At 41.2% G+C, this 23,416-nt stretch carries 22 protein-coding genes and 2 pseudogenes; 12 read left to right on the forward strand and 12 right to left on the reverse strand.

Translation table 11 applies throughout. The features are described from left to right. Positions 1 to 4: 4 nt before the first annotated feature. The 4 genes from D8862_RS05770 to recJ form a co-directional block, all read right to left on the reverse strand. Complete coding sequence (locus D8862_RS05770) at positions 5 to 1,228, reverse strand: aminoacyltransferase (protein WP_125449234.1); 1,224 nt, start codon at positions 1,226 to 1,228, stop codon at positions 5 to 7. Between the two features lie 115 nt (positions 1,229 to 1,343). After that, positions 1,344 to 2,123, reverse strand: coding sequence for an alpha/beta hydrolase (locus D8862_RS05775; protein ID WP_125449236.1), 780 nt, complete (start codon positions 2,121 to 2,123; stop codon positions 1,344 to 1,346). Positions 2,124 to 2,191: 68 nt separating this feature from the next. Further along, positions 2,192 to 3,853, reverse strand: a complete 1,662-nt coding sequence (locus D8862_RS05780; protein ID WP_125449238.1) for a ribonuclease J — start codon at positions 3,851 to 3,853, stop codon at positions 2,192 to 2,194. A 173-nt stretch (positions 3,854 to 4,026) separates the two neighbouring features. After that, entirely contained in the window at positions 4,027 to 6,249 is a 2,223-nt protein-coding gene (recJ, locus tag D8862_RS05785; RefSeq protein ID WP_185760842.1) for a single-stranded-DNA-specific exonuclease RecJ, read from the reverse strand. A gap of 177 nt (positions 6,250 to 6,426) precedes the next feature. Between recJ and D8862_RS05790 the strand changes: the two genes are divergently transcribed. The 5 genes from D8862_RS05790 to D8862_RS05810 all read left to right on the forward strand — a co-directional run bounded on the left by D8862_RS05790 (position 6,427) and on the right by D8862_RS05810 (position 10,260). Beyond that, complete coding sequence (locus tag D8862_RS05790) at positions 6,427 to 7,185, forward strand: amino acid ABC transporter ATP-binding protein (protein WP_001229578.1); 759 nt, start codon at positions 6,427 to 6,429, stop codon at positions 7,183 to 7,185. Positions 7,186 to 7,195: 10 nt separating this feature from the next. Then, on the forward strand, positions 7,196 to 7,990 hold the full coding sequence (locus D8862_RS05795; protein ID WP_125449242.1) for a transporter substrate-binding domain-containing protein: 795 nt from the start codon (positions 7,196 to 7,198) through the stop codon (positions 7,988 to 7,990). Between the two features lie 12 nt (positions 7,991 to 8,002). Further along, entirely contained in the window at positions 8,003 to 8,680 is a 678-nt protein-coding gene (locus D8862_RS05800; protein WP_125449244.1) for an amino acid ABC transporter permease, read from the forward strand. A gap of 9 nt (positions 8,681 to 8,689) precedes the next feature. Then, positions 8,690 to 9,349 (forward strand): amino acid ABC transporter permease, encoded by a 660-nt coding sequence (locus D8862_RS05805; RefSeq protein ID WP_125449246.1) that lies wholly within the window; start codon positions 8,690 to 8,692, stop codon positions 9,347 to 9,349. 128 nt (positions 9,350 to 9,477) lie between these two features. Then, the gene (locus D8862_RS05810) at positions 9,478 to 10,260 is read left to right on the forward strand and encodes a DUF4037 domain-containing protein (RefSeq protein ID WP_125449248.1); all 783 of its coding nucleotides are present in this window, start codon (positions 9,478 to 9,480) and stop codon (positions 10,258 to 10,260) included. A 68-nt stretch (positions 10,261 to 10,328) separates the two neighbouring features. On the opposite strand, the gene D8862_RS05815 is transcribed toward D8862_RS05810, so the two are convergent. The 3 genes from D8862_RS05815 to D8862_RS05825 form a co-directional block, all read right to left on the reverse strand. Beyond that, on the reverse strand, positions 10,329 to 11,351 hold the full coding sequence (locus D8862_RS05815; RefSeq protein WP_125449250.1) for a YdcF family protein: 1,023 nt from the start codon (positions 11,349 to 11,351) through the stop codon (positions 10,329 to 10,331). Between the two features lie 67 nt (positions 11,352 to 11,418). Beyond that, a complete protein-coding gene (locus tag D8862_RS05820) occupies positions 11,419 to 11,856 on the reverse strand; it encodes an Rrf2 family transcriptional regulator (RefSeq protein ID WP_125449252.1) in 438 nt (145 codons plus the stop codon). 56 nt (positions 11,857 to 11,912) lie between these two features. Further along, complete coding sequence (locus tag D8862_RS05825) at positions 11,913 to 12,755, reverse strand: metallophosphoesterase family protein (protein ID WP_125449254.1); 843 nt, start codon at positions 12,753 to 12,755, stop codon at positions 11,913 to 11,915. Positions 12,756 to 12,952: 197 nt separating this feature from the next. On the opposite strand from D8862_RS05825, the gene D8862_RS09605 reads away from it, so the two are divergent. The 3 genes and pseudogenes from D8862_RS09605 (at position 12,953) to thrS (ending at position 16,168) form a co-directional block, all read left to right on the forward strand. Continuing rightward, entirely contained in the window at positions 12,953 to 13,327 is a 375-nt protein-coding gene (locus tag D8862_RS09605) for a hypothetical protein (RefSeq protein WP_185760843.1), read from the forward strand. Between the two features lie 257 nt (positions 13,328 to 13,584). Continuing rightward, a pseudogene (locus D8862_RS05835) lies at positions 13,585 to 14,213 on the forward strand (AAA family ATPase). A gap of 11 nt (positions 14,214 to 14,224) precedes the next feature. Next, positions 14,225 to 16,168, forward strand: coding sequence for a threonine--tRNA ligase (gene thrS, locus D8862_RS05840; RefSeq protein WP_125449256.1), 1,944 nt, complete (start codon positions 14,225 to 14,227; stop codon positions 16,166 to 16,168). 153 nt (positions 16,169 to 16,321) lie between these two features. Here the strand turns inward: thrS and D8862_RS05845 are convergent, their stop codons facing one another. From D8862_RS05845 to D8862_RS05865, 5 genes and pseudogenes are all read right to left on the reverse strand, one after another. Continuing rightward, positions 16,322 to 17,371, reverse strand: a complete 1,050-nt coding sequence (locus D8862_RS05845) for a DUF389 domain-containing protein (protein ID WP_125449258.1) — start codon at positions 17,369 to 17,371, stop codon at positions 16,322 to 16,324. Positions 17,372 to 17,676: 305 nt separating this feature from the next. After that, positions 17,677 to 17,952, reverse strand: a complete 276-nt coding sequence (locus tag D8862_RS05850; protein WP_125449261.1) for a DUF898 family protein — start codon at positions 17,950 to 17,952, stop codon at positions 17,677 to 17,679. Between the two features lie 55 nt (positions 17,953 to 18,007). Continuing rightward, positions 18,008 to 18,106: pseudogene (locus D8862_RS09860) on the reverse strand (peptide ABC transporter); the annotation flags it as partial. A gap of 6 nt (positions 18,107 to 18,112) precedes the next feature. Next, positions 18,113 to 19,087, reverse strand: coding sequence for a sensor histidine kinase (locus D8862_RS05860; protein WP_125449263.1), 975 nt, complete (start codon positions 19,085 to 19,087; stop codon positions 18,113 to 18,115). Then, the gene (locus D8862_RS05865) at positions 19,080 to 19,757 is read right to left on the reverse strand and encodes a response regulator transcription factor (RefSeq protein ID WP_000548981.1); all 678 of its coding nucleotides are present in this window, start codon (positions 19,755 to 19,757) and stop codon (positions 19,080 to 19,082) included. The genes D8862_RS05860 and D8862_RS05865 overlap by 8 nt, the downstream gene beginning before the upstream one ends. 321 nt (positions 19,758 to 20,078) lie before the next feature. On the opposite strand from D8862_RS05865, the gene D8862_RS05870 reads away from it, so the two are divergent. The 4 genes from D8862_RS05870 (at position 20,079) to D8862_RS05885 (ending at position 23,408) form a co-directional block, all read left to right on the forward strand. Further along, positions 20,079 to 20,648, forward strand: a complete 570-nt coding sequence (locus D8862_RS05870; protein ID WP_125449265.1) for a TetR/AcrR family transcriptional regulator — start codon at positions 20,079 to 20,081, stop codon at positions 20,646 to 20,648. Positions 20,649 to 20,733: 85 nt separating this feature from the next. Next, on the forward strand, positions 20,734 to 21,510 hold the full coding sequence (locus D8862_RS05875; protein WP_125449267.1) for a ferredoxin reductase domain-containing protein: 777 nt from the start codon (positions 20,734 to 20,736) through the stop codon (positions 21,508 to 21,510). A 111-nt stretch (positions 21,511 to 21,621) separates the two neighbouring features. After that, positions 21,622 to 22,695: a DUF2974 domain-containing protein gene (locus D8862_RS05880; RefSeq protein ID WP_125449269.1), complete on the forward strand. Its 1,074-nt coding sequence runs from the start codon at positions 21,622 to 21,624 to the stop codon at positions 22,693 to 22,695. An 83-nt stretch (positions 22,696 to 22,778) separates the two neighbouring features. Continuing rightward, positions 22,779 to 23,408: an MBL fold metallo-hydrolase gene (locus D8862_RS05885; protein ID WP_125449271.1), complete on the forward strand. Its 630-nt coding sequence runs from the start codon at positions 22,779 to 22,781 to the stop codon at positions 23,406 to 23,408. Positions 23,409 to 23,416: the final 8 nt, after the last annotated feature.

The following is a 23,416-nucleotide window of genomic DNA, read 5'->3' on the forward strand; positions in this document are numbered from 1 at the left end:
ATACTTACTTTCTATGATATTTTTTTCTTAATTTTTTACGCAGATCAAAGACAAGACTAATTACAGGATATAGGGGGTGAGTAGGCAGTGTGAACTCACCAAAGTACTCTTCAATGGTGGGATTAAAATTTGATTTAAACCGATAAAGGCCACCATCTTTAGCGTGCTCAATTCCTCCAAGATTTTGCCATAGAGAGCCACGCTCGAAAGCATGATGAGCCGTCTGATACCAAGTTAAAATTGGCGCATTATAGCGTTTAAATTCTTCATCCATACCTGCATATAGATTGACAGAGGTCTGGCCAAATTCTAGAGTCAAAGTCGCTGCTAAGGGAGCAATCAAAACACCTGCAGAAATATGTTTTTTCAAAAACGTAATTTCCTCGTCTAAACGTTCTTTTTCTTTCAATCTAGTTTGAAATTTTGAAGACTTAGCTGTATTTACTAAGGATTGAATAAAAATCTGATTCTGAGTCCACTGTTCTTCTAATTCTTGCAAACGCTCAGATAAATCAAGAGTTGAAAGTGTGATATAGGCATGATTTTGAAAAGTTAACAATAAATTTCTGTAATAAGCTTCATTCCTTAAGGAAATATTTTTACGTGCTTCTGTTTTCTTCATCAAAAGAGAAAAAGAATCCAGCAATTCTATTCCGCCAAACTGAACCTTGATCCCCTTGTTCTGTGCTGTTCGAATAGCTTGTTTTGTTGACTTCGAAAGTTTATCTTCACCAAAATTTTCCTTATATATTTTCGCCTGAATACGAGGCTGAATAGTATCAGCCATCCCAGTTGTTTTACCAGACCAAATAAAACCCAACTCTCTGAGGTATTGAAGTGTTACTAATGTTTCTGAATAATCTGAGTCTTGTTTATTGAGAACTGTTTTACTTAAACAAAGAGTCGGATCAATTTTGATAAATAAGGCACGTTTCCTTTTTGCAATATCTCTAAGTGAAGTAAATACAAACTCCACCAAGGCCCTGTTAGTATAATCTATAATTGGTCCCCTAGCAATATAGCACATCGTGAAGCCAAAGGGCAAGGATCTATAAAGCAAACTGGACACACCTACCAATTTATCATCCTTGTAAAAGCCAACTTTTTCATTTTCCCATTCACTTTTCACACTCGCCCAAGCGCTACTTTGCAATATATTCACTAAAGGACTCTGTCTAACAAACTCATCGTGTTCTTCATCAGGAATATCAACTTGATAACGATACATTTACTTTCCATTCTTTTTACGATAAATATTAGCTTTATTTTACTATTTTTTTGAAAAAAAATAAAGAAAAAATAATTGGGTCCCTTGCTCTGTCACCTCACTAGTATTAATAAAATCAACTTAAGCGCTCTTCCAAAACAAAGTTAATTGGTAAAGTAGCTAAAAAACGCTCCAATTGTTTTTCCCAGTAGTACCACTCGTGCTTACCTGGACTATGACTATAGGTCACCTCAAAGCCTAGTTTTTTGAGGTTTTTCACTGCGAGATTATTGGCAGAGTAGAGATAGTCTTGTTCGCCACACCAAGCCCAAAGTTTGGGTTTTTTATCCGATTTCGCAGCGATAGTTTCAAGCGAATGAGGACTGGCTGTCCAGTCTTTGATTTCTCCAAAAACTCCTCTCCAGTAGGCAAGCGATCCCAAATCCTGACTTTCAGGAGAGAATTCTTGAAAACTGAGCGCACCAGAAAAACTAGCCGCATGAGAAAAACGATTTGTCGCTAGAGCGAGTTTGAAGGAACCATAGCCACCCATGGAGAGACCTGCTATGAAGGTCTTTTCTCGCTTGCTGGTCATATTGGGGAAGAAACGTTTCATAACCTGAGGCAACTCTTCTGCTAGAGCAGTAAAGTAGTTGAAACCATACTGAGTATCTGTGTACCAGCCATTGCTAGTATTGGGCATGATAACAATAAGATTGGTTCCGCGCAACAAGCGTTCGACATTGGTACGTTTGAGCCAGCTATTTTGATTTCCCGACATTCCGTGCAAAAGATAAAGGACAGGAATATCTGTGCAATCTGGTTCAGTTACCCGACTGGCATCCGGATAGAGCACAGTAACGCCCCACTCCATATCCAAAACTTCTGAGTAATACTCAATATTCATAACTGCCATGGTTTTCTCCTTTTACTATTCTATAAGAAAAAGCCGAATTTCGACTTTTTCTGTAGGTATTCTGCTTATTATTTTGCTTCCATCACGACTGGCAAGATTGCTGGACGACGCTTGGTTTGATCAAAGAGATACTTGGTCAGATTGTCACGAACCTTGCCTTTGAGATCTGCCCAATCAAAGTCATCACCTTGAAGATACTCTTCTACCGTTTGGTTAATCAATTCTGAGCTTTCACGGAGAATATCGCGGCTCTTCTTGAGATAAACAAATCCACGCGTATGGACGCGAGCCTTAGCCACAATCTTCTTCTCACGACGGTTGACAGTGATCGCCACGATAAAGATTCCATCCTCTGACAAGACCTTACGGTCACGAAGGACCACATTTCCAACGTCCCCGATGGCATTTCCATCAATCAAGACATCACCTGCAGAAACTGCTCCAGCTGGAACAAAGTCTCCATGTTCATAAGACATGGTCGTTCCCTTTTTAGGGATGAAAATGCACTCTGGCAACATCCCAGCTGCCATGGCAGCCTTGGCATGCGCATCCAACTCACGATATTCCCCTTGGATAGGGAAGAGATATTTTGGTTGCAAGAGATTGATCATCAACTGCAAATCACGCGCATTCCCGTGTCCAGATACTCGCAAGCTTTGGGTAATGAGTTTCACCACACCACCAGCTTGGTAGATCATATTTTCCACACGCGCCATGACGGCTTCTTTGGCAATAGATGGAGTCGTTACGATATAAACCAAGTCCCCATCTTTGATTTCCACATAACGGTGGCGTCCGATAGACATCTTACGAAGTCCATTGATAGGCTCACCCATACGACCTGTCTCAAGGATAATCAACTCATGGTCTTCAAAACGAGACATTTCTTTGGGTTTGATCAAGAGACTTTCGTTGGCTAGAGACAATTTTTTAAGTCGAATCGCTGTTCGGACGATATTTTCAACATCAAAACCAGTCAGAACAACTCGACGACCTGTATCTGCAGCAGCATCAAAAACCTGCTGGATACGAGAGAGGTTGCTGGCAACAGCTGCAACGATGATACGACCTTCCCAGTCTGCAATGGTCTGGGTAATTTCCTCTCCAACTTCACTCTCGCTCGCTACCTGGATATTGCTGTCCGCATTCGCCGAGTCACTGAGAAGAGCTAGGACTCCCTCACGACCAATCTCCGCCAAACGAGCAAAATCAGTCGCATAGGATTTACTAGCCGTTTGGTCAAACTTGAAGTCACCTGTATAAACAATGCTACCTTTTGGAGTTTTCAAGACGACTCCCAAACTTTCTGGGATGGAGTGAGTTGTACGGAAGAAGGAAACCACGGTCCCTCCAAAATCAATCTCCGTATCCTCATCAATCACATGGAAGTCATTGAATTTCTTAACCGTATCATTTCCTTTGACAAAGAGTTTCGCCAACTCAATGGTCAACTCAGAACCAAACACAGGCACCTTAGCCTCTGCCAAAAGATAAGGCAAGGCACCAATAGCATCCGCATGCCCGTGGGTCAAAAAGACCCCTGCGATACGGTCGCTATTTTCAAAAAGGTATTCCATATTTGGAATGACGACGTCAACCCCAAGCTGTTCATTTTCAGGGTATTTAAGCCCCGCATCCAAAACAAAAATTGAATTGCCAATCTCAGCAATGTACATATTTTTCCCATTTTCTCGTACACCACCTAGTGTTGTTAAACTAATATTACTCATTTTCCCTCCGAAACTTAATTCATCTTGATTATAGGGTAAGTTTACCCTCTTATTCTAAAAGTTCTAAAACTTTCAGCCGAATCTTTTCCTACCATTATACCATTTTTTTGATGATTTTCAAAATGAAGGTTTGTTTCCAAAAAAGAGCTGGTTGCCCAACTCTTTCCTATCTTCTAGTTTTCTTCCATCAAAAAATCATACATTTCTTGCACCGTACCCAGCGCCATCATTTCTTGATCTTTGACGGTTTGTTTGAGATTTTGGTAAATCCGACTTTCTCCTATCTCTCGCTTTGGCGCTTCCTTATTGACTGTCATGACACCGTCTTTGATCGTCACAAAGTCCAGCTCCTCAAATACTTGAATCATCTTGATCAGCAAGATTTGTTGGATATTGAGATAAGTCGCTAAATCTTTGAGCTTGTAGCGAATATCAAACTCTGGGAACTGGTAGATGGTCTTGTACAATTTAGCAAACTGTTCTCTAGTCCCATAACCTGTCAGATAATAGGCTTTCTCAATATCATTTTTGAAATAGACAGCTGAGAAATTCTGTTCTTGAAAAATGGTCTTCAGCAAGGTAATATCCTCAGGAATGTTTTTTACAACAACTGCCTCACTATTCACCAATTTTGGCACCTCTCCAGAGAAATCCAAGACTGGAACTCCCTCCGGCAAGGCTGCGTTCTTCCCACGGATGTTAAAGAGTTGAACACCCTCCACACGCGCATCCACCATCATCAACTGAAGGGCAGTTTGGCCATTCCATTGATTGACAGACAAGGTGACTGCCAATTCTAGTTTTTTTGTTTGAGCAAACTCTGTCGCCCATCTACCTTGTCCGAAGGCTACCACTTCAAAACTCGCCTCACCCTTGGAAATTTTTAGTTTGAGGTGGGTATTGCCTGCTCCCATGGTTCTAGCACTTTCGACCTGAAAATCCTTGATATAAAAGACAGGTTTCTGATTGTCCATTCCAAAAGGCGCCAAGCGTTCAAAATTCTTGACCGTTTCAAGACTCAAAGTCTCCAAATCCAGCTCTTCATCTAGGTTTAACTTGTTCTTACCACCAGCATCTGCGCCTTTTTCACGGATATAGTCTTCCAAGACCTGAGATAAATCTGAAAGTTTCTCCACTTCCAGCGTCATTCCTGCTGCACCAGCATGGCCACCGAATGCGGTGAAGAGATCTCGATGGGGATCCAGAGCTTCAAAAATATCGACCGCTTCCACACTGCGTGCACTGCCCTTGGCACGACCATCTTCTATATTAAGAACGATGACTGTCTGCCCCAATTCCTCTAGCAAGCGCCCAGCTACGATACCCAGAACGCCAGGATTCCAGCCTTCCTTGGCCAAAACCTGGACCTTCTTCTCAGGATCCACCATGGTCTTAGCTTCTTCATAGATGGACTGAACGATTTCCTTGCGCTCTTCGTTTTTCTGATGAATCATGAGGGCAATCTCATGAGCTTCCTCGTCGTCAAATCCAGTTAACAAATCAATGGCTGGATTGGGATCATCCAATCGCCCCAAGGCATTTAAACGAGGAGCAATCTGAAAACCAACTGTTTCTTCTGTCACTTCATTGGCAGCAATCCCAGCCATATCCAGCATTTCTTGTAGACCGATGCGCTGAGTATGTCCCAACATTTCCAGACCATATTGAACCAAAATACGGTTTTCATCCGTCAAACTCACCATATCCGCAATGGTACCGATAGCGACCAAATCAAGCAATTCTACTTGCACTTCTTCTAAAAGAGCACAAGCCAGCTTGAAAGCCACTCCACATCCAGCTAGATATTTGAAAGGATAGTCCGCATCTGGATGCTCAGGGTGAACAATCGCATAGGCATCAGGAAGGGTTTCTGGCATGGAATGGTGGTCAGTCACAATGACATCCACTCCCATAGATTGGGCCAATTCAATGGCTTCGTGACCTGCAACCCCATTGTCCACTGTCACAATCAAGGAAATTCCCTCTTGCTCGATAAAGTATTTATAGACACTGGCATTGGGACCATAGCCATCGGTAAAACGATTTGGCAAATAAACACGGCATTCAGCGCCAAGCTGTTCCAAACTTTCCTTAACAATCGACGCTGAAGTCATACCATCCGCATCATAGTCACCGTAAACGAGGATATTCTCCCCTTCTTCAATGGCCTGACGAATCCGTTCCACTGCCTTGTCCATATCATGGAGCAGATAGGGGTCATGTAAATCCTCTAAAGAAGGTTCTAAAAACTTCTTTAGACTTTCTTCATCCTGAATCCCTCTTTCAAATAATAACCGAGCTACCTCAGGACCCAGTCCAGCCTTCTTGGCTATCTTTGTAAAATCCGCATCTTCTACCTGCGGGGCAAACTGCCATTCATAAGTAGGAGTTATCAAAAAAACATCCACTCTTTCTAAGAATTCTATCGTTTCATTATAACATGATTTAGGCTTTTTCTCTATTCAGATTGCTTTTTTATAAAATTTTAGTGAATTTTTTTCAGATATGATTTGACAAGAACATTCTTTTGTTGTAGAATCATGTTATAAAATCTAACACAAAGGAGATCTCTCATGGCTTTAGTAGAATTTAAACACGTCGAAAAATATTACGGAGACTACCACGCACTCCGCGACATCAATCTCCGTTTTGAAAAAGGACAAGTTGTTGTCCTGCTGGGACCTTCTGGTTCTGGGAAGTCCACTCTCATCCGTACCATCAATGGTTTGGAGGCTGTTGACAAAGGAAGTCTCCTAGTCAATGGACACCAAGTAGCAGGTGCTAGTCAGAAAGATTTAGTTCCTCTTCGTAAGGAAGTAGGTATGGTTTTCCAGCATTTTAACCTTTATCCACACAAAACAGTGTTAGAAAATGTAACACTTGCACCCGTAAAAGTTCTAGGGATTGATAAAAAAGAAGCTGAAAAAACAGCCCAAAAATATCTGGAATTTGTAAATATGTGGGACAAGAAAGATTCCTATCCAGCCATGCTTTCTGGTGGACAAAAACAACGGATTGCCATCGCACGTGGACTCGCCATGCATCCGGAGCTCCTCCTCTTTGATGAGCCAACATCTGCCCTTGATCCTGAGACTATCGGAGATGTTCTAGCAGTTATGCAAAAACTGGCACATGACGGGATGAATATGATCATCGTTACCCACGAAATGGGCTTTGCCCGTGAAGTTGCTGACCGCATTATCTTTATGGCCGACGGAGAAGTTTTAGTAGATACGACTGATGTCGACGACTTTTTCGACAATCCAAGCGAACCTCGTGCCCAACAATTCCTCAGCAAAATTATCAACCACGAAAGTGACAAAGTCAAATAAGGAGGTGCCTATGAAAAAGAAACTCTTTGTATCAGCATTATTGATTAGCCTTTTCAGCCTTGCTGCTGCCAAACCAGTCCAAGCCGATACCAGTGTGGCAGACATTCAAAAAAGAGGCGAACTAGTTGTCGGTGTCAAACAAGACGTTCCTAATTTTGGCTACAAGGACCCCAAGACGGGTACTTATTCTGGTATCGAAACGGACCTGGCCAAGATGATTGCGGACGAACTCAAGGTCAAGATTCGCTACGTTCCTGTTACCGCTCAAACACGTGGACCACTCCTAGACAATGAACAGGTCGACATGGATATCGCAACCTTCACCATCACAGACGAACGTAAAAAACTATACAACTTCACCAGTCCCTACTATACGGATGCTTCTGGTTTTTTGGTCAATAAATCCGCCAACATCAAAAGCATTGAGGACCTAAACGGTAAAACCATTGGGGTTGCTCAAGGTTCCATCACCCAGCGCTTAATTACTGAACTGGGTAAAAAGAAAGGCTTGAAGTTTAAATTTGTAGAACTTGGTTCCTACCCAGAATTGATTACTTCCCTCCATGCTCACCGTATTGATGCCTTTTCCGTGGACCGCTCTATCCTATCTGGCTACACCAGTAAACGAACAGAGCTCCTAGATGATAGTTTCAAGCCATCTGACTACGGTATCGTTACCAAAAAATCAAACACTGAACTCAACGATTATCTTGATAACTTGGTCACCAAATGGAGCAAGGACGGTAGTTTGCAGAAACTTTATGACCGTTACAAGCTCAAACCATCTAGCCATACTGCAGATTAAGGAGGACACCCCATGACAGATTTATCATCTTGGACAGCCTATTTTCAGGATTTTGGACAATTTTTCAATGGTTTCCTCTTCACCCTTGCCCTAGCGGTTGGTTCCTTTATCCTCGCCATGGTCTTAGGAATCATCTTTGGAGGCCTATCAACTAGCAAACATCAAATTTTAAGAATTTTGGCTCGTATCTTTGTCGAATTTTACCAAAACACCCCCCTCTTGGTACAGTTTGTTATTGTTTTTTATGGCCTACCTCTTATCAGTAATCACACCATCATGATTCCGATTTATTGGACAGCTGTTCTCTGCGTGGGACTCTATCACGGTGCTTATATCGCTGAGGTGATTCGTTCAGGGATTCAGTCTATTCCTAGCGGTCAGATGGAGGCTGCCTTGTCGCAAGGTTTTACCTATATCAGTGCCATGCGCTTGATTATCTTGCCTCAGGCCTTTCGTATCATTCTCCCTCCATTGACCAACCAAATCGTTAACCTCATCAAGAATACCTCTACCGTTGCTATCATCTCTGGAGTGGACTTGATGTTTGTGACCAAGTCTTGGTCGGCTCTCAACGGAAACTACATCCCTGCATTTCTAGGTGCCGCCCTACTCTACTTTGCCCTTTGCTTCCCTGTCGCCCAATTTGGTCGCAAGATGGAGCAAGCCAACAAAAAAGCCTATTCACTTTAGGAGGTTACTATGGAATCTATTTTAGAAGTTTTGACCCCAGATAACCTAATCTTTATCTTTAAAGGATTTGGCTTGACCCTCTATATTTCTCTGATTGCCATCGTCCTCTCGACCCTTATCGGAACAGTACTAGCCGTAATGAGAAATGGGAAAAATCCTGTCTTGCGAATCATCTCCAGCATTTATATCGAGTTTGTGCGTAATGTTCCCAACCTTCTCTGGATTTTCACCATCTTTTTGGTGTTTAAGATGAAGTCCACACCAGCAGGTATTACGGCCTTTACCCTTTTTACCTCAGCAGCCCTAGCTGAGATTATCCGAGGCGGTCTCAATGCCGTGGACAAGGGTCAGTACGAAGCAGGAATGTCGCAAGGATTCACTTCAGTGCAAATCCTCTACTACATCATTCTCCCACAAGCAATCCGTAAAATGCTGCCGGCTATCATTTCTCAGTTTGTGACCGTGATTAAGGATACCAGCCTTCTCTACTCTGTTATCGCTCTACAAGAGCTCTTTGGAGCTAGCCAAATTCTCATGGGACGCTATTTCGAGCCAGAGCAGGTCTTCAGTCTTTATATCCTGATTGCCCTCATCTACTTCAGCTTTAACCTAGCAATTTCAAGTCTATCTCGCATGCTAGCCAAACGTTGGCAACAAGCTGCAGAATAAAAAAGAATGTGAACTCAAAACAAGAGTTCACATTTTTTTGCTATAAATGAAAAGAGCAACCCAACACTATGCAAACGTTTTACTTTTTGGTAAAATGACTTTAAAACCATAAAGCAAGGAGAAAAATCATGATCCACGAACTTTACAAAGAATTCTCTCAATTGGAACAAGTAGAAGCCATCGCTCTTGGTGGTTCTCGTGCAGGACAAAACTATGATCAAAATTCTGACTATGACGTTTATGTCTATCTCAACTCTCCTATAGATGAGACGATTCGCCAAAACATTCTGAGTAAGTACTGTTCTTATATGGAAATTGGAAACCAGTTTTGGGAACTAGAGGACGACTGCGTGCTAAACAACGGTGTCGAAATCGAGTTGATTTATCGTTCACTGGAGTCGTTTGAGCAAGAACTAAACTCAACTGTTTTTCAGCATCAACCCCAAAACGCTTATACAACCTGTATGTGGCACAATCTACTCCATAGCAAAATCCTATACGATCCAAATGGACGCTATGCTTCTCTCCAAAAGACTTACCAGATTCCCTATCCTCAGGAACTTAAAAAACATATCATTGAAAGGCAACTCCTTTTACTAGAACAAACCATGCCTGCCTTCTCTCATCAAATTGAAAAAGCTATCAAACGTCAAGATCTTATCAGCATGAATCATCGTACAAGTGAATTTTTTGCTTCCTACTTTGACTTGCTGTTTGCCCTCAATGAGCAAACTCATCCAGGTGAAAAACGAATGCTCGACTATGCTAAGAGCAATTGCGCTCTCCTCCCTAAACAATTTGAAGAAACTATTCGCGACTATTTCCAACTACTCTACCAACCGCAACAAGGAGAACAAGCGATCGTAACCTTACAAACTATCCTAAAACAACTAAAAGCCATTTTGCCATAAGCAAAATTGAATAATAATGACTACATGAATTTTACAAAAAATCTCCTAACGGAGATTTTTTTCATATATTACCATAAAATACCCCTATAAGAGAAAATCAGAGCTAAAATCAACAAAACATAGAAGGCGATAAAAAGCCATCTCATCTTCACACATAGAGCAATATATTCTCTGATAAAGGCCGATGGGATATAGTAGGCGGCTGTCCGGCAACCAAGACCATCTCCCTTCATCCCAATACGGCGAGCATAGGTGCTGGTACGAAAAACATGGTAATCATTGGTTACAAAGAGAAAGCGTGGACTTTCTACCAGTTTCTCTCCCATTTCTTTTGAGAAGAGAAGATTCTCATAGGTCGTGGTCGAGCTTTCCTCTAGGAGAATTGCTTCTCTCGGAACATCCGTCTCTTTCAGCAAATAATTACAAATTGCCTGAGCTTCGGAAATCTTCTCATCCCCACCTCGACCACCACTTGCGATGATTTTAACATTGGGATTGAGAAACTGGTGATAAGCTTCTACTGCCTTATCAATGCGACTCTTCAGTAAGGGAGTCACTTTTTCTCCATTTAACAAACCTGCTCCATGAATGATAATAAAATCATAATATTTTTTCTTAGGAATAAAAAGATACAGAATAGAATAAAGCAGAAATCCTGTAAAGGCAAAGCCGAAAATCAAATACGAATAGATCAGAAAGAAAAAGAAAATATTCACTAGATGATTGGTGTAGAACAAGCCCTTGGTGTCGCTCATTCGAATCGCCATGATCACAAAAAAGAATAGAATCACGCAGCCTAATCCTAGAGACAAATAATTTGCCTTGGATTTTCCTTCTTTTTTCAATAACACAAATCCATTATAAATAAGGAAAAAACCACTTAGAAAAACTAAAAGAGGTAGCAGGAGAAAAATCACTGCAAAGAAAATCATGTGCACTTCTTCCTGCCCAGCTTCATAAAAAAGATTGGCAATAGACAGGTAAGAAAAGAGCAGAGATAAAAGCAAAAGAGCTGGATTCCAGAGACTGCGATTGTCCCTTAAAAACGAAACGAGAAAAAGTAGGACAAAAAATCCTGTGATAAAGTACATAGTCTCCTCCTTTGATGACTACATTGTACCATAATTATAGCAATAGAAAAAGAGGACTCTAGCCCTCTTACTTTGTCATTTTATCCTGAGCATCTGCCACAACCTGAGCCAGACTCGTCTGACGAAGCTGGTTTTCCATCGCTTCTTGGATATCTAGTAGTTTTTGATCTAAAACTTCATGAATATTGGCCCCTACTGGACAGTTAGGGTTGGGATTGTCATGGAAACTAAAGAGTTTACCAGATTTTCCTAAACATTCGACTGCCTGATAAACATCAAAAAGGCTGATTTCTTGAAGATCTTTGATAATCTCGGTACCGCCCGTCCCACGCGCAACTGATATCAGTTCAGCTTTTTTGAGTTGAGACAAGATTTTGCGAATAATGACTGGATTGACTCCAACACTGGCTGCGAGAAAATCGCTGGTTACCTTGCTCTCTTGACTCTTGATGGCAATGATGATTAGCATATGAGTCGCAATCGTAAATCGACTTGAAATTTGCATCTTCTTCTCCTTTCACATCCTATCTGATACTCATTATACCCTTTTACGTTGTAATGTCAATTATTACCACTATCCAGCCATGCATCCAACTCGGCATCATGCCCCTGTTCTTGGGCAATTTCATACAGAAGTTCCTGGTTATGAGTATGGTGAATCCCATTTACCAAACTTTCATAGTAGACCTGAAAATAGGGGAGCTTCAAATCCTTAGCCAGCTGCAACTCAGCTTCTACATCATAATCCACTCTACGAAAATCAACATCAGCTAAGCCTGTCTCATCAAACTCTAAGATCATATATTGGGCACGCAAGTCCTTACGCAACTTCGCATCTAAAAAGAAGGGTTGCCCAATCGAACCAGGATTAAGAATCAACTGTCCGTCACTTCCATAACGAAGCAACTGTTGGTGGATATGGCCATATACTGCGATAGAAGCATGCGGCTCTGTCACCAATCTATCAAAATCTTCTTGTTTTCCCGTATGAATCAACTCTCTACCCCAGTTTTTATCAGGGAGATGGTGAGTGATTCCTACTGTCAAATCACCAAATTGACGATGAACTTGCATGGGTTGATTGTGGAGGTCTTCGATTTCTTCAGGGCTAATCTCTTCTAAGATATACTGGCATTGGCGTAGGAGATAGCGATGACTAGCTTTTGTTGGATCTAGCTTGCGATGCAAACCACGCCAGAGACTATTCTCCCAATTTCCCAGCACTCTTGCAGTGATGGGCAAGCTAGCTAAGAGATCCAATATCCTTCTACGTCCTGTTCCAGGCATGAGAATATCTCCCAAAAGCCAATACTCTTCTACCTCTGCCGCTCTTGCATCAGCCAGTACGGCTTCCAGAGCTGTCATATTTCCATGTATATCTGAAAGAACTGCTATTTTAGTCATTCTTTCTCCTCTTTTCCTCTTACTTCTTCTGTTAGTATTATAGCAGAAAACACTGCAAAAAATCACTATCACTACTTACCTGATCAACTTGTAAGAGCTTCCAAATCGTGATATAATATAGGTAGAGAGCTCCCCTTCATTTAGGATTATATGGTATTCAACCTCTCTCAATTTTTGCAGATTGGAGGACTATTGCCATGCGGAAATATCTTAAGTATATCCCATACTACCTTGTCATATTCTTCTTTTACTGGCCTCTCTATGAGTTGCTGTTACTGCTGATTTCTGACCCTTATACGCTGAAAGGACTTTACATTTATAACATCATCCTCTTTTCACCTTTGGCAACCTTTATCGTATCCCTTCTTTATAGCTACCGTTTCCAATTCTCACTGTGGTGGTTACTTGGTGTAGGGTTGCTCTTTGGTTTTACCATCATCACTTTCAATGAATTCATTCTCGTTTATTTCCTAGCTTATGAACTCTTTGCCCTACTTGGTATGGCTTCAGGTTCGGGTATTAAATACATGCTACAGCGAGGAAAAAATAAAAAACTTTCACAAAATCCTTGAAAAATCTCGCAATCATGCTATAATAATGCATAGAGACAAGTCACTTAGTCCCTTTCTACTAGAGAGTGCGTGGTTGCTGGAAACGCATAGAGAGCCTAAACTGATACTACTCAACTGACTTTTATGCAAACATAAAACGGTGGCCACGTTAAAGCCAATCAGAGGTGTCCCTCTTTTTTGAGGAACATAAATGAAGGTGGAACCACGTTGCGACGTCCTTTTAGGATGTCGTTTTTATTTTGTCAGAAGGAGGAAGAATGATGCTTTATATGATTGGCGGATCGCCTTGTAGTAGAAAATCAACAATTGCCTCACTTCTTGCTAGACAGTATCAACTACTTCATATCAAACTGGATGATTTGGTAGAAGAGATGATGAGTCAAGCAAGTGCAGACTCACAGCCAATTTGCCTTCTTAGGCAGGATAGAAATCCAGAACAAATCTGGATGAGAAATCCAGAAGAGATGGCAGATGAAGAATGGCGCTTTTATCAAGTAAGATTTTTCCTTATGTAAAATCTTACTTGATAAAAAATCAAAACAGACCTCTCTTGGTTGAGGGAGCAGGATTTTTGCCTCACTTGGTAAAGGAGCTTGAATGCCCAGCGTCTTCCTATCTATGCTTGACTCCGACAGCTGATTTTCAAAAAAAGCATTATATACAGAGAGACTGGGTTCCTTATATCTTAGAGGGTACAACCAACCCTGAACAAGCTTTTAAAAACTGGATGCAACGAGACATTCTTTTTGCTCAAATGGTTCGTAAGGAAGCGGTGTTATTAGGCTATCCTAGCCTCATAACAGATGGCAGTCAATCAGAGAATCAGACTGCGGAAGAAGTTGCTCGGCTCTTAAAATTGTCCAACAAAAAAAGAATAAATATTTAAGGAGAAAACACATGATTAAGATTACTTTCCCAGATGGCGCTGTTCGTGAATTCGAATCTGGCGTTACAACTTTTGAAATTGCCCAATCTATCAGCAATTCCCTAGCTAAAAAAGCTCTTGCTGGTAAATTCAACAGCAAACTCATCGACACTACTCGTGCTATCACTGAAGATGGAAGCATCGAAATCGTGACGTCTGATCACGAAGATGCTCTGCCAATCTTGCGCCACTCAGCTGCTCACTTGTTTGCCCAAGCAGCTCGTCGCCTCTTCCCAGACATTCATTTGGGTGTCGGTCCAGCTATCGAAGACGGTTTCTACTACGATACGGACAATCAAGCTGGTCAAATCTCTAATGAGGACCTGCCTCGTATCGAAGAAGAAATGAAGAAAATCGTTAAAGAAAACTTCCCATCAATCCGTGAAGAAGTTACCAAAGACGAGGCCCGTGAAATCTTCAAGAACGACCCTTACAAATTGGAATTGATTGAAGAACACTCAGAAGACGAAGGCGGTTTGACTATCTACCGTCAGGGCGAATATGTAGACCTCTGCCGTGGTCCTCACGTCCCATCAACAGGTCGTATCCAAATCTTCCACCTGCTCAACGTAGCCGGTGCCTACTGGCGTGGAAATAGCGACAACGCGATGATGCAACGAATCTACGGTACAGCTTGGTTTGACAAGAAAGACTTGAAGAACTACCTTCAAATGCGTGAAGAAGCCAAGGAACGTGACCACCGTAAACTCGGTAAAGAGCTTGATCTCTTCATGATTTCACAAGAAGTCGGACAAGGTTTACCATTTTGGTTACCAAACGGAGCCACTATCCGTCGTGAATTGGAGCGCTACATTGTTGACAAGGAAATCGCTGCAGGCTACCAACATGTTTACACTCCACCAATTGCCTCAGTGGAACTCTATAAAACTTCTGGTCACTGGGATCACTACCGTGAAGATATGTTCCCAACTATGGACATGGGGGATGGTGAAGAGTTTGTCCTCCGCCCAATGAACTGTCCTCACCATATCGAAGTTTATAAACATCATGTACACTCATACCGTGAATTACCAATCCGTATCGCTGAAATTGGCATGATGCACCGATATGAAAAATCTGGCGCCCTTACAGGTCTTCAACGTGTACGCGAAATGTCCCTAAATGATGGTCATACTTTTGTAGCTCCAGAACAAATTGAGGAAGAATTCAAGAAAATTCTTCAATTGATCATCGACGTGTATGAAGACTTTAATTTGACAGATTACCGTTTCCGCTTGTCTTATCGTGACCCAGAAGATAAACACAAATACTTTGACAACGATGAGATGTGGGAAAATGCACAACGCATGTTGAAAGCAGCTATGGATGATATGGAACTGGACTACTTTGAAGCTGAAGGTGAAGCAGCCTTCTACGGACCAAAATTGGATATCCAGGTTAAAACTGCCCTCGGTAAAGAAGAAACTCTTTCTACGATCCAGCTCGATTTCTTGTTGCCAGAACGCTTCGACCTCAAATACATCGGAGCTGATGGTGAAGAACACCGTCCAGTCATGATTCACCGTGGGGTTATCTCAACCATGGAACGCTTCACAGCTATCTTGATTGAGAACTACAAGGGTGCCTTCCCAACATGGCTTGCACCACATCAAGTGACCCTTATCCCAGTATCTAACGAAAAACATGTGGACTACGCTTGGGAAGTAGCCAAGAAACTCCGTGACCGTGGTGTCCGTGCAGATGTAGATGAACGCAATGAAAAAATGCAGTTCAAGATCCGTGCTTCACAAACCAGCAAGATTCCTTACCAATTGATCGTTGGGGACAAGGAAATGGAAGACGGAACAGTCAACGTTCGTCGCTATGGCCAAAAAGAAACACAAACTGTCTCAGTTGATGACTTTGTTCAAGCTATCCTAGCTGATATCGCCAACAAATCACGCATTGAGAAATAAAACAATCACAGTTTGAGAAACATTTTTCAGAGCCATAAAAAGCAACAACTATTTCAGCTGTTGCTTTTTATATTTTATTTAATCTGAGCTAGTAGTGATTGGTCAAACCACCACACAAGATTTGCTTTCATGAGTTAGATAAGGTCAATATCCTCAATCCTTATCTGCTTCATTTTCTTTTACGAGCTCTTTTTGTGAATCCTTTTCAGAGAGTTTTTGATCAATATACTTGTTAATGGTTTCATAAAATTCCTTGGTCGTATCACTGTCTAATTTTGTCGAATTATGAACTTGATTGACTTTCAATTGAACAGATTGAATACCGTAAGAGGCTTGTTTTTGATGGAGCGCTTCTAATTCTTCGTCTGAAATCGGATCTCCAACAACCGTCAAGACCAATTCATTGTTCCTTGACTTGTAGACTTGATTAATGACCGTGTGATTGGCGAACTCTTTTCCTACAAACTGTTTGATTCCTTCTTTTCGCGCTTGATCTATCGTCAGAGTGACTGCTGAATAACTGGCTGGAAGAACCAATAATACAATCAAGGATGTCAAGCCAATTTTCATTTTAATGTTTAGCTCTTTAAATGAACTTAAGGGAGATTTTCTCATCAAAATTCTTGTTCCAACAATGTTGGCTAGCATGATAAAGACACAGTTGATCAAGAAAAGATAGAGAGCCCCAAATAAAAATCGTACATTTCCATTAGCTAAACCATAGCCTGCAGTACAGATAGGTGGCATCAGAGCTGTTGCAATGGCTACTCCTGGCACGATATTGTTTGATTCTTTTTTCCTTGAACCAATTACGCCTGCTATCCCACCAGCAATAGCAATGAGAACATCCCAAATGGTTGGAGAGGTTCGTGCAATCAATTCGCTACTTTCATAAGATAAGGGAGAAATCCAGAAATACAGAGCCGAGACAAGCAAGCTAACCAATACTTGAGTAAATAAAACCTCTAGAGATTGCTTGATTAAACGCGTATCAAAAATAGCTAAACCAAATCCGAGTCCAACAATCGGTGTCATAAGAGGGGAAATCAGCATGGCTCCAATAATGACAGCTGTTGAATTCATATTTAGGCCGATAGAGGCAATAAAAATCGCACACATCAAAATCACTGTATCTCTTAATCGAACATGAAGATCATCATATAATTTCTCACGGTATTCACGTGTTGAATAGTTTCCGGTCATCGGTTACTCCTTTTATTTCATATAATCTTGTTTCTGCATGGATGATGGTAGAGAGACTTCTGTTCAATCTTACATATTTTTCTTCTCACCTGTTATTTTTTTGAAAATTATCCTTTAAGAATCCGTCAGTCTATCCTTAACATTATATCAAAAATTTTACAGTCTTTCTCTGGAAAAATATATCAATTTAAAAGATAGAGAAAGGAAGAAATTTTTGTTTCCTTATCCGAAAAAGAAAAAAACGGTATCTCCTCTGAAAGAAGATGCTGTTTTAATGTTTAAACATGATGAGTGTGTTTGACATTTCATTGCTCCATTTTTATTTTCAACCAGAAGCCATAGATCCCAAACGTGATGATGGTTAGAAGAAACCACTTGATCCAGTAGCCGAATAGTTGTGCTCCAGTCCCGTCAAAGTATAGATGCTGACCATCTACTACCGTGTGTTTGGTTTTCCAATTTTGCATCATGCAAACCGCCCAAGGTGTTGCGATCCCAAAGGTAAGTCCGCAAATTATGGCTGCTAAGATAGAGTATCCAATATAATCTAGGATTCCTCCGTCAAAATAACTTTCTTTCATTTTTGCATCTTTTATTTTTTGACTATATTCTAGTCGTTTCCTAGTGTAACATTTTTTACATCTGGACAATCTTACGGTAACTTCTAGACATTATCATGAAAATAGAGATATAGACTAGAACAAAAATTCCACAGATAGATAAGGTTATCATCAACTATACTCACTCAATTCTCAGATTCACATCGGCAAACTTGATTCTTACTGTCGTTCCTTTTCCAACCTCAGACTCGATACGAATCCGGTGCCCCAGTTCTTCAGAAATTTTCTTAGATAGGTAAAGTCCAAGTCCAGATGACTGCTGGGTTAGGCGACCATTATAGCCTGAAAACCCACGTTCAAAGACTCGGAGCACATCGCTGTTTTTAATCCCAATTCCCGTATCCTTGATACAGAGCTCCTGGCCTTCCATATAAATCTCCAGACCACCTTCTTTGGTATATTTGAGGCTGTTTGAGAGGATTTGTTCAATGACGACCAACAGCCACTTCTTATCGGTCACGATGATTTTGTCAAGGTCATGTAGATTGACCGTCAGTCCTTTTTGGATAAAGAAAAGAGCATACTTACGAACCACTTCCTTCACCAGATCCTCCACTTGAACCTTTTCAAATACCAAGTCATCGTGGAAGCTTTCCAAACGAAGATACTGCAACACCAGATTGGTATAGGAGTCAATCTTAAAGATTTCCTGTTCCAGTTGCTGCTTGACCTCACGATCAGAGACTTCTGCCACTAAAAGTCGACTAGCCGCAATGGGCGTCTTGATCTGGTGAACCCACAAGGTGTAGTAGTCAAGCAAATCCGTCAACTTGCTTTGGGCTTCTGACTTCTTTTGATACAATTCAGACTCACGCTCTTCGAGTTTTTCCGCTAGCGCACATTCCAGAGGAGACTTGGGATCTTGCTCAGCATAGAGCACTTCCTGACGGTAAACCTGTGCTTCTGCCAAAATATCCCAAGCCAAAAATAAGAAGGTCAAAAAGCCACTGAGCAGAAATAAATAAAGAAAGTAAGTTCCTAGACTAACAAATAAAAACTGAAAGAGAAGGACGAGAAAGCCTAATGAAAAAATATAGACAAAGATGCGACTGCGAGAACGCAGATAGGCTAGAAAAAATGATTTCCAATCAAGCATGTTTCAGTCCGTATCCTATCCCTTTCTTGGTTTCGATAAAGCCTGCTAAACCTTGCTCCTCCAACTTTTTGCGCAGGCGAGCAACATTGACAGACAGGGTATTGTCATCGATGAAAAAGTCGCTATTCCAGAGTTCCCGCATCAGGTCATCACGCGCCACGATATTGCCTGCATGTTCAAACAAGACCCGCAAAATTTGAAATTCATTCTTGGTCAAACTTAGGACTTCCCCCTGATAGTGCAGATCCATAGACTTGGTGTTGAGGATTACACCCGCATACTCCAGCAGACTTTCATCTCTCCCAAATTCGTAAGAACGGCGCAACAAGCCCTGAACCTTGGCAAGGAGGACCTGCTGGTCAAAAGGCTTAGTCACAAAGTCATCCGCCCCCATATTGATCGCCATGACGATATCCATCGCCTGGTCTCTCGAAGACAGAAACATGATGGGCACCTTGGAAATCTTGCGAATCTCCTGGCACCAGTGGTAACCATTAAAAAGAGGCAGACCAATATCCATGAGGACCAAATGTGGCTCTGACTGAACAAAAAGACTCAATACTTCCATAAAATCTTCTACCAAAACAACCTCAAAGCCCCACTCAGAGAGTAGTTTTCCCACTTGTTGCCGAATGACTTGGTCATCTTCTACTAGTAAAATCTTGTGCATGCGCTCCTCCTTTGTTCTTTCTCAAAATATCAAAACCCTTAATAGCAAATCTACGGATTCGTATCTCATACTGTTTAGCAGCCTATTTGCCAAATCTAGATCAGAAAACAGATACTATATAGAGAACATTCCCACTGATATCATACCTTATTTTTAAGTATAGTTCCAGCCTTATCCTATATTTTCCTTTTTGTGCTCATTTAGTTAGCGTTTCTTTAACTTATTTAATAGATCTGGCCTTCTTATTGACAAGCTAGCCATGATTTGTTAGAATATGAATGAACAAATCGGTTTATTCATTCATAAAACGAAGGAGGCTAAATCATATTGGACAAAAAACAAGCTTTAAAGACAGCGGCCTATGAAGTTTTTTCGAAAAAAGGTTACAAGGCGACAGGAATTTCAGAAATTGCTAGGCAAGCTGGGGTGGCAGTTGGCTCTTTTTATAACTATTACGAAAGTAAAGAAGCCATTTTTCTAGACATCTATATAGATGAAAACAACCGTGTTCGCCAAGCTATGATCGAAGAACTGGATTGGGAAATTGATATGATTGATCTTATTAGCCAACTCTTTGCTCAGTCCAGAGCTCTCGTTTCTTCTAATAAAATCCTTGCAGAATGGTACAATCCTGCCATCGCAGATGAGTTGCACAGCTACTATTCCTCGGAGGAAGGGAAAGTCGCAAATCCATTTCATCAGTTTCTAGTTAAAACTTTTACAAATCGTATGCAGGCTGAAGGGTATTCGCCAGAAAAGATTCAAGATATCTTACAGGTTTATAATCTGTTTTACTACATGGATATGCATATCACGGAAAAAGATTTTCCAGATATTGGCAAAACCGTTGAAATACTTGCAACCAACTTCATAAAAGGAGTTCTAAAATAAAGAATGGATTTCTTTATTTTTTGGAAAAATATGAATGAATTTATTTTATGTTCATTCATAAAATTGAGAACAGGAGTCATAAAAAATGAAAAGAGGTAAAAAAATGTTTATTATCATTCTATCAACACTTGGATTACTAGCCCTTATAACTTGGGGTGCCATCGCCTACCTTGGACGAAGTCAGATATTATCGATAAAATCCATCGAAAATCCCAGCGGAGATCTGTATTTAATTCACATCACAAAACCAAGTTATCAAAACTGGAAAGCTGGGGCTTATGCCAAGTTTACACTCCCTGATACTTCTTCTACTACTAATAAAAACGAAGCTAAGGGAGAGCAAACCAGTCGATGGCTAACCATTGCCTCAACACCTGATGAAGATGAAATCCTCATTTTAACTCATAATAGTGGTAGCCTCTTTAAGGAAACCTTGACACATTTACCGGCTGGCAGTGAGATTGAGATGAGTTGGCTGGATTCCTCTTTGACCGTTAAAGATACGAATCAGCCACTAGTTTGCTTTGCATCTGATGTTGGTATTTCTGCTCTACGCCCCCTTATCAAAGAATGGGCTGGTAAATGTCCGATTATTCTCAATCATTTTGACAAAGGAGTTACTATTTTCGATAATGAGATGAAAGAACTGGCTCAAAAGACATCGAATTTTACTTATAAAACGAGCGATGAATTTTCTCAAAGTCAAGCATTTTTAAAACGTGCTATTGATGAATACGGCAATCAAGCCAGCTATCTCATCACAGGTCAGCCTGATGATGTAAATGAGATGAAGAATTTTTTAAAGGAAAATGGAGTCGATAGCAAAAACATTCAAGTAAGCTCGTTTAGAGGTTTGAAATAGGAGCAGCCTGTCTTCCATATATCTGAATCAATCCCTACTAGGTCATCCAAACAAGCCTACTAGCTAATTCTAGGTAAATGTGATAGGATAAACATAGAGAAAGGAGCTTTTATGGCCAATATTTTTGACTACTTGAATGATGTAGCATACGATTCCTTTTATGACCTCCCCGTGAACGAGTTAGATGTTCTTACCTTGACTGAGTTGACCTATCTTGCTTTCGATGATGTAGTCACTCAAGAACCCAAGCGTCTCATAGATCTAGCACCTCAAATCCCTAGAGAAACGACGATGCTGACCAATAAAAACCGTCTCCAGTTGTTGGATCAACTCTCTCAACACAAACGCTTTAAAAATTGCAAGCTATCAAATTTTATCAATGATATTGATCCTGAATTGCAAAAACAGTTTGCAGCCATGACCTATCGTATCAGTCTCGATACTTATTTGCTTGTTTTTCGTGGGACGGATGATAGTATCATCGGTTGGAAAGAAGATTTCCATATGACCTATATGAAGGAAATCCCTGCTCAAAAACATGCCCTCCAGTATTTAGAGGACTTTTTTTCCCAACATCCTAACCAAAAGGTTATTCTAGCAGGGCACTCAAAAGGAGGCAATCTAGCTGTCTATGCTGCCAGTCAACTCGAACCACTTTTACAAAAAAACATTGTCGCTGTCTATACTTTTGATGCCCCTGGACTTCACAAGGAACTAACCGAAACAGCTGGCTATCAAAACATGATGGAAAGAACGAAAGTATTTGTCCCACAAGGGTCTATCATCGGTATGATGCTGGAAATTCCTGATAAAAAAATCGTCGTTCGAAGCACTGCCTTGGGTGGTCTTGCCCAGCATGACACCTTTAGTTGGCAGGTTGAAGACAAACACTTTGTCCAACTGGACGAGACCAATAGTGACAGCCAGCAAGTCGATACTACCTTCAAGGAATGGGTTGAAACAGTTCCTGACGAGGAACTGCAACTCTACTTCGACCTCTTTTTTGGAATCATTCTCGATGCAGGTATCTCCTCTATCAACGACCTCTCTTCCTTCAAGGTCATTGAACACATTCACCATCTCTTTGTCCAAGCCCAGTCCCTCACTCCTGATGAAAAAGAAATCATGGGGCGCTTAACCCAACTCTTGATTGACACCCGTTACCAAGCTTGGAAAAATCGTTAAGGTAGAAAAAGACCTTCTGATACCCTAAGCATTCCCTTCTGTGTTATACTGATATCAGTACATTCTTTGAGAGAGGAAATCCTATGAAAATCCATAAAACTGTCAATCCTGTTGCCTATGAAAACACCTACTACATAGAGGGAGACCATCACCTGATTGTGGTTGACCCAGGTAGCCATTGGGAAGCTATTCGCAAGACTATCGAAAAAATCAACAAACCAGTCTGCGCGATTCTGCTGACCCACACCCACTACGACCATATTATGAGTCTCGACTTGGTGCGTGAGACTTTTGGAAATCCTCCAGTTTATGTAGCAGAGAGTGAAGCATCTTGGCTTTATACACCTGTAGATAATCTCTCTGGTCTCCCTCGACATGATGACATGGAAGATGTGGTCTCAAAACCTGCTGAGCACACCTTTGTTTTTCATGAAGAATACCAGCTTGAAGAATTCCGTTTTACTGCCCTACCAACCCCAGGCCACTCTATCGGTGGTGTTTCCCTCGTCTTTCCTGATGCCCATCTAGTCTTGACTGGAGATGCTCTTTTCCGCGAAACCATCGGACGGACCGACCTCCCTACTGGTAGTATGGAACAACTCCTCCATAGCATTCAGACTCAACTCTTCACTCTTCCTAACTACGACGTCTACCCCGGCCATGGTCCAGCTACGACTATCGCTCACGAAAAGACTTTTAATCCCTTTTTCTAGCAAGCAAA

Source organism: Streptococcus oralis, from assembly GCF_003942585.1.
Lineage (GTDB): Bacteria > Bacillota > Bacilli > Lactobacillales > Streptococcaceae > Streptococcus > Streptococcus oralis_BE.

Excerpts from the sequence above, each read along its gene's own strand:
- D8862_RS09605 (WP_185760843.1), top strand. The coding sequence starts at position 12,953 with ATGCGGAAATATCTTAAGTATATCCCATACTACCTTGTCATATTCTTC.
- D8862_RS05850 (WP_125449261.1), bottom strand. The coding sequence starts at position 17,952 with ATGAAAGAAAGTTATTTTGACGGAGGAATCCTAGATTATATTGGATAC.
- thrS (WP_125449256.1), top strand. The coding sequence starts at position 14,225 with ATGATTAAGATTACTTTCCCAGATGGCGCTGTTCGTGAATTCGAATCT.
- D8862_RS05795 (WP_125449242.1), top strand. The coding sequence starts at position 7,196 with ATGAAAAAGAAACTCTTTGTATCAGCATTATTGATTAGCCTTTTCAGC.
- D8862_RS05805 (WP_125449246.1), top strand. The coding sequence starts at position 8,690 with ATGGAATCTATTTTAGAAGTTTTGACCCCAGATAACCTAATCTTTATC.
- D8862_RS05775 (WP_125449236.1), bottom strand. The coding sequence starts at position 2,123 with ATGGCAGTTATGAATATTGAGTATTACTCAGAAGTTTTGGATATGGAG.
- D8862_RS05790 (WP_001229578.1), top strand. The coding sequence starts at position 6,427 with ATGGCTTTAGTAGAATTTAAACACGTCGAAAAATATTACGGAGACTAC.
- D8862_RS05875 (WP_125449267.1), top strand. The coding sequence starts at position 20,734 with ATGAAAAGAGGTAAAAAAATGTTTATTATCATTCTATCAACACTTGGA.
- D8862_RS05800 (WP_125449244.1), top strand. The coding sequence starts at position 8,003 with ATGACAGATTTATCATCTTGGACAGCCTATTTTCAGGATTTTGGACAA.
- D8862_RS05860 (WP_125449263.1), bottom strand. The coding sequence starts at position 19,087 with ATGCTTGATTGGAAATCATTTTTTCTAGCCTATCTGCGTTCTCGCAGT.
- D8862_RS05815 (WP_125449250.1), bottom strand. The coding sequence starts at position 11,351 with ATGTACTTTATCACAGGATTTTTTGTCCTACTTTTTCTCGTTTCGTTT.
- D8862_RS05885 (WP_125449271.1), top strand. The coding sequence starts at position 22,779 with ATGAAAATCCATAAAACTGTCAATCCTGTTGCCTATGAAAACACCTAC.
- D8862_RS05770 (WP_125449234.1), bottom strand. The coding sequence starts at position 1,228 with ATGTATCGTTATCAAGTTGATATTCCTGATGAAGAACACGATGAGTTT.
- D8862_RS05825 (WP_125449254.1), bottom strand. The coding sequence starts at position 12,755 with ATGACTAAAATAGCAGTTCTTTCAGATATACATGGAAATATGACAGCT.
- D8862_RS05845 (WP_125449258.1), bottom strand. The coding sequence starts at position 17,371 with ATGACCGGAAACTATTCAACACGTGAATACCGTGAGAAATTATATGAT.
- D8862_RS05865 (WP_000548981.1), bottom strand. The coding sequence starts at position 19,757 with ATGCACAAGATTTTACTAGTAGAAGATGACCAAGTCATTCGGCAACAA.
- D8862_RS05820 (WP_125449252.1), bottom strand. The coding sequence starts at position 11,856 with ATGCAAATTTCAAGTCGATTTACGATTGCGACTCATATGCTAATCATC.
- D8862_RS05880 (WP_125449269.1), top strand. The coding sequence starts at position 21,622 with ATGGCCAATATTTTTGACTACTTGAATGATGTAGCATACGATTCCTTT.
- D8862_RS05780 (WP_125449238.1), bottom strand. The coding sequence starts at position 3,853 with ATGAGTAATATTAGTTTAACAACACTAGGTGGTGTACGAGAAAATGGG.
- D8862_RS05810 (WP_125449248.1), top strand. The coding sequence starts at position 9,478 with ATGATCCACGAACTTTACAAAGAATTCTCTCAATTGGAACAAGTAGAA.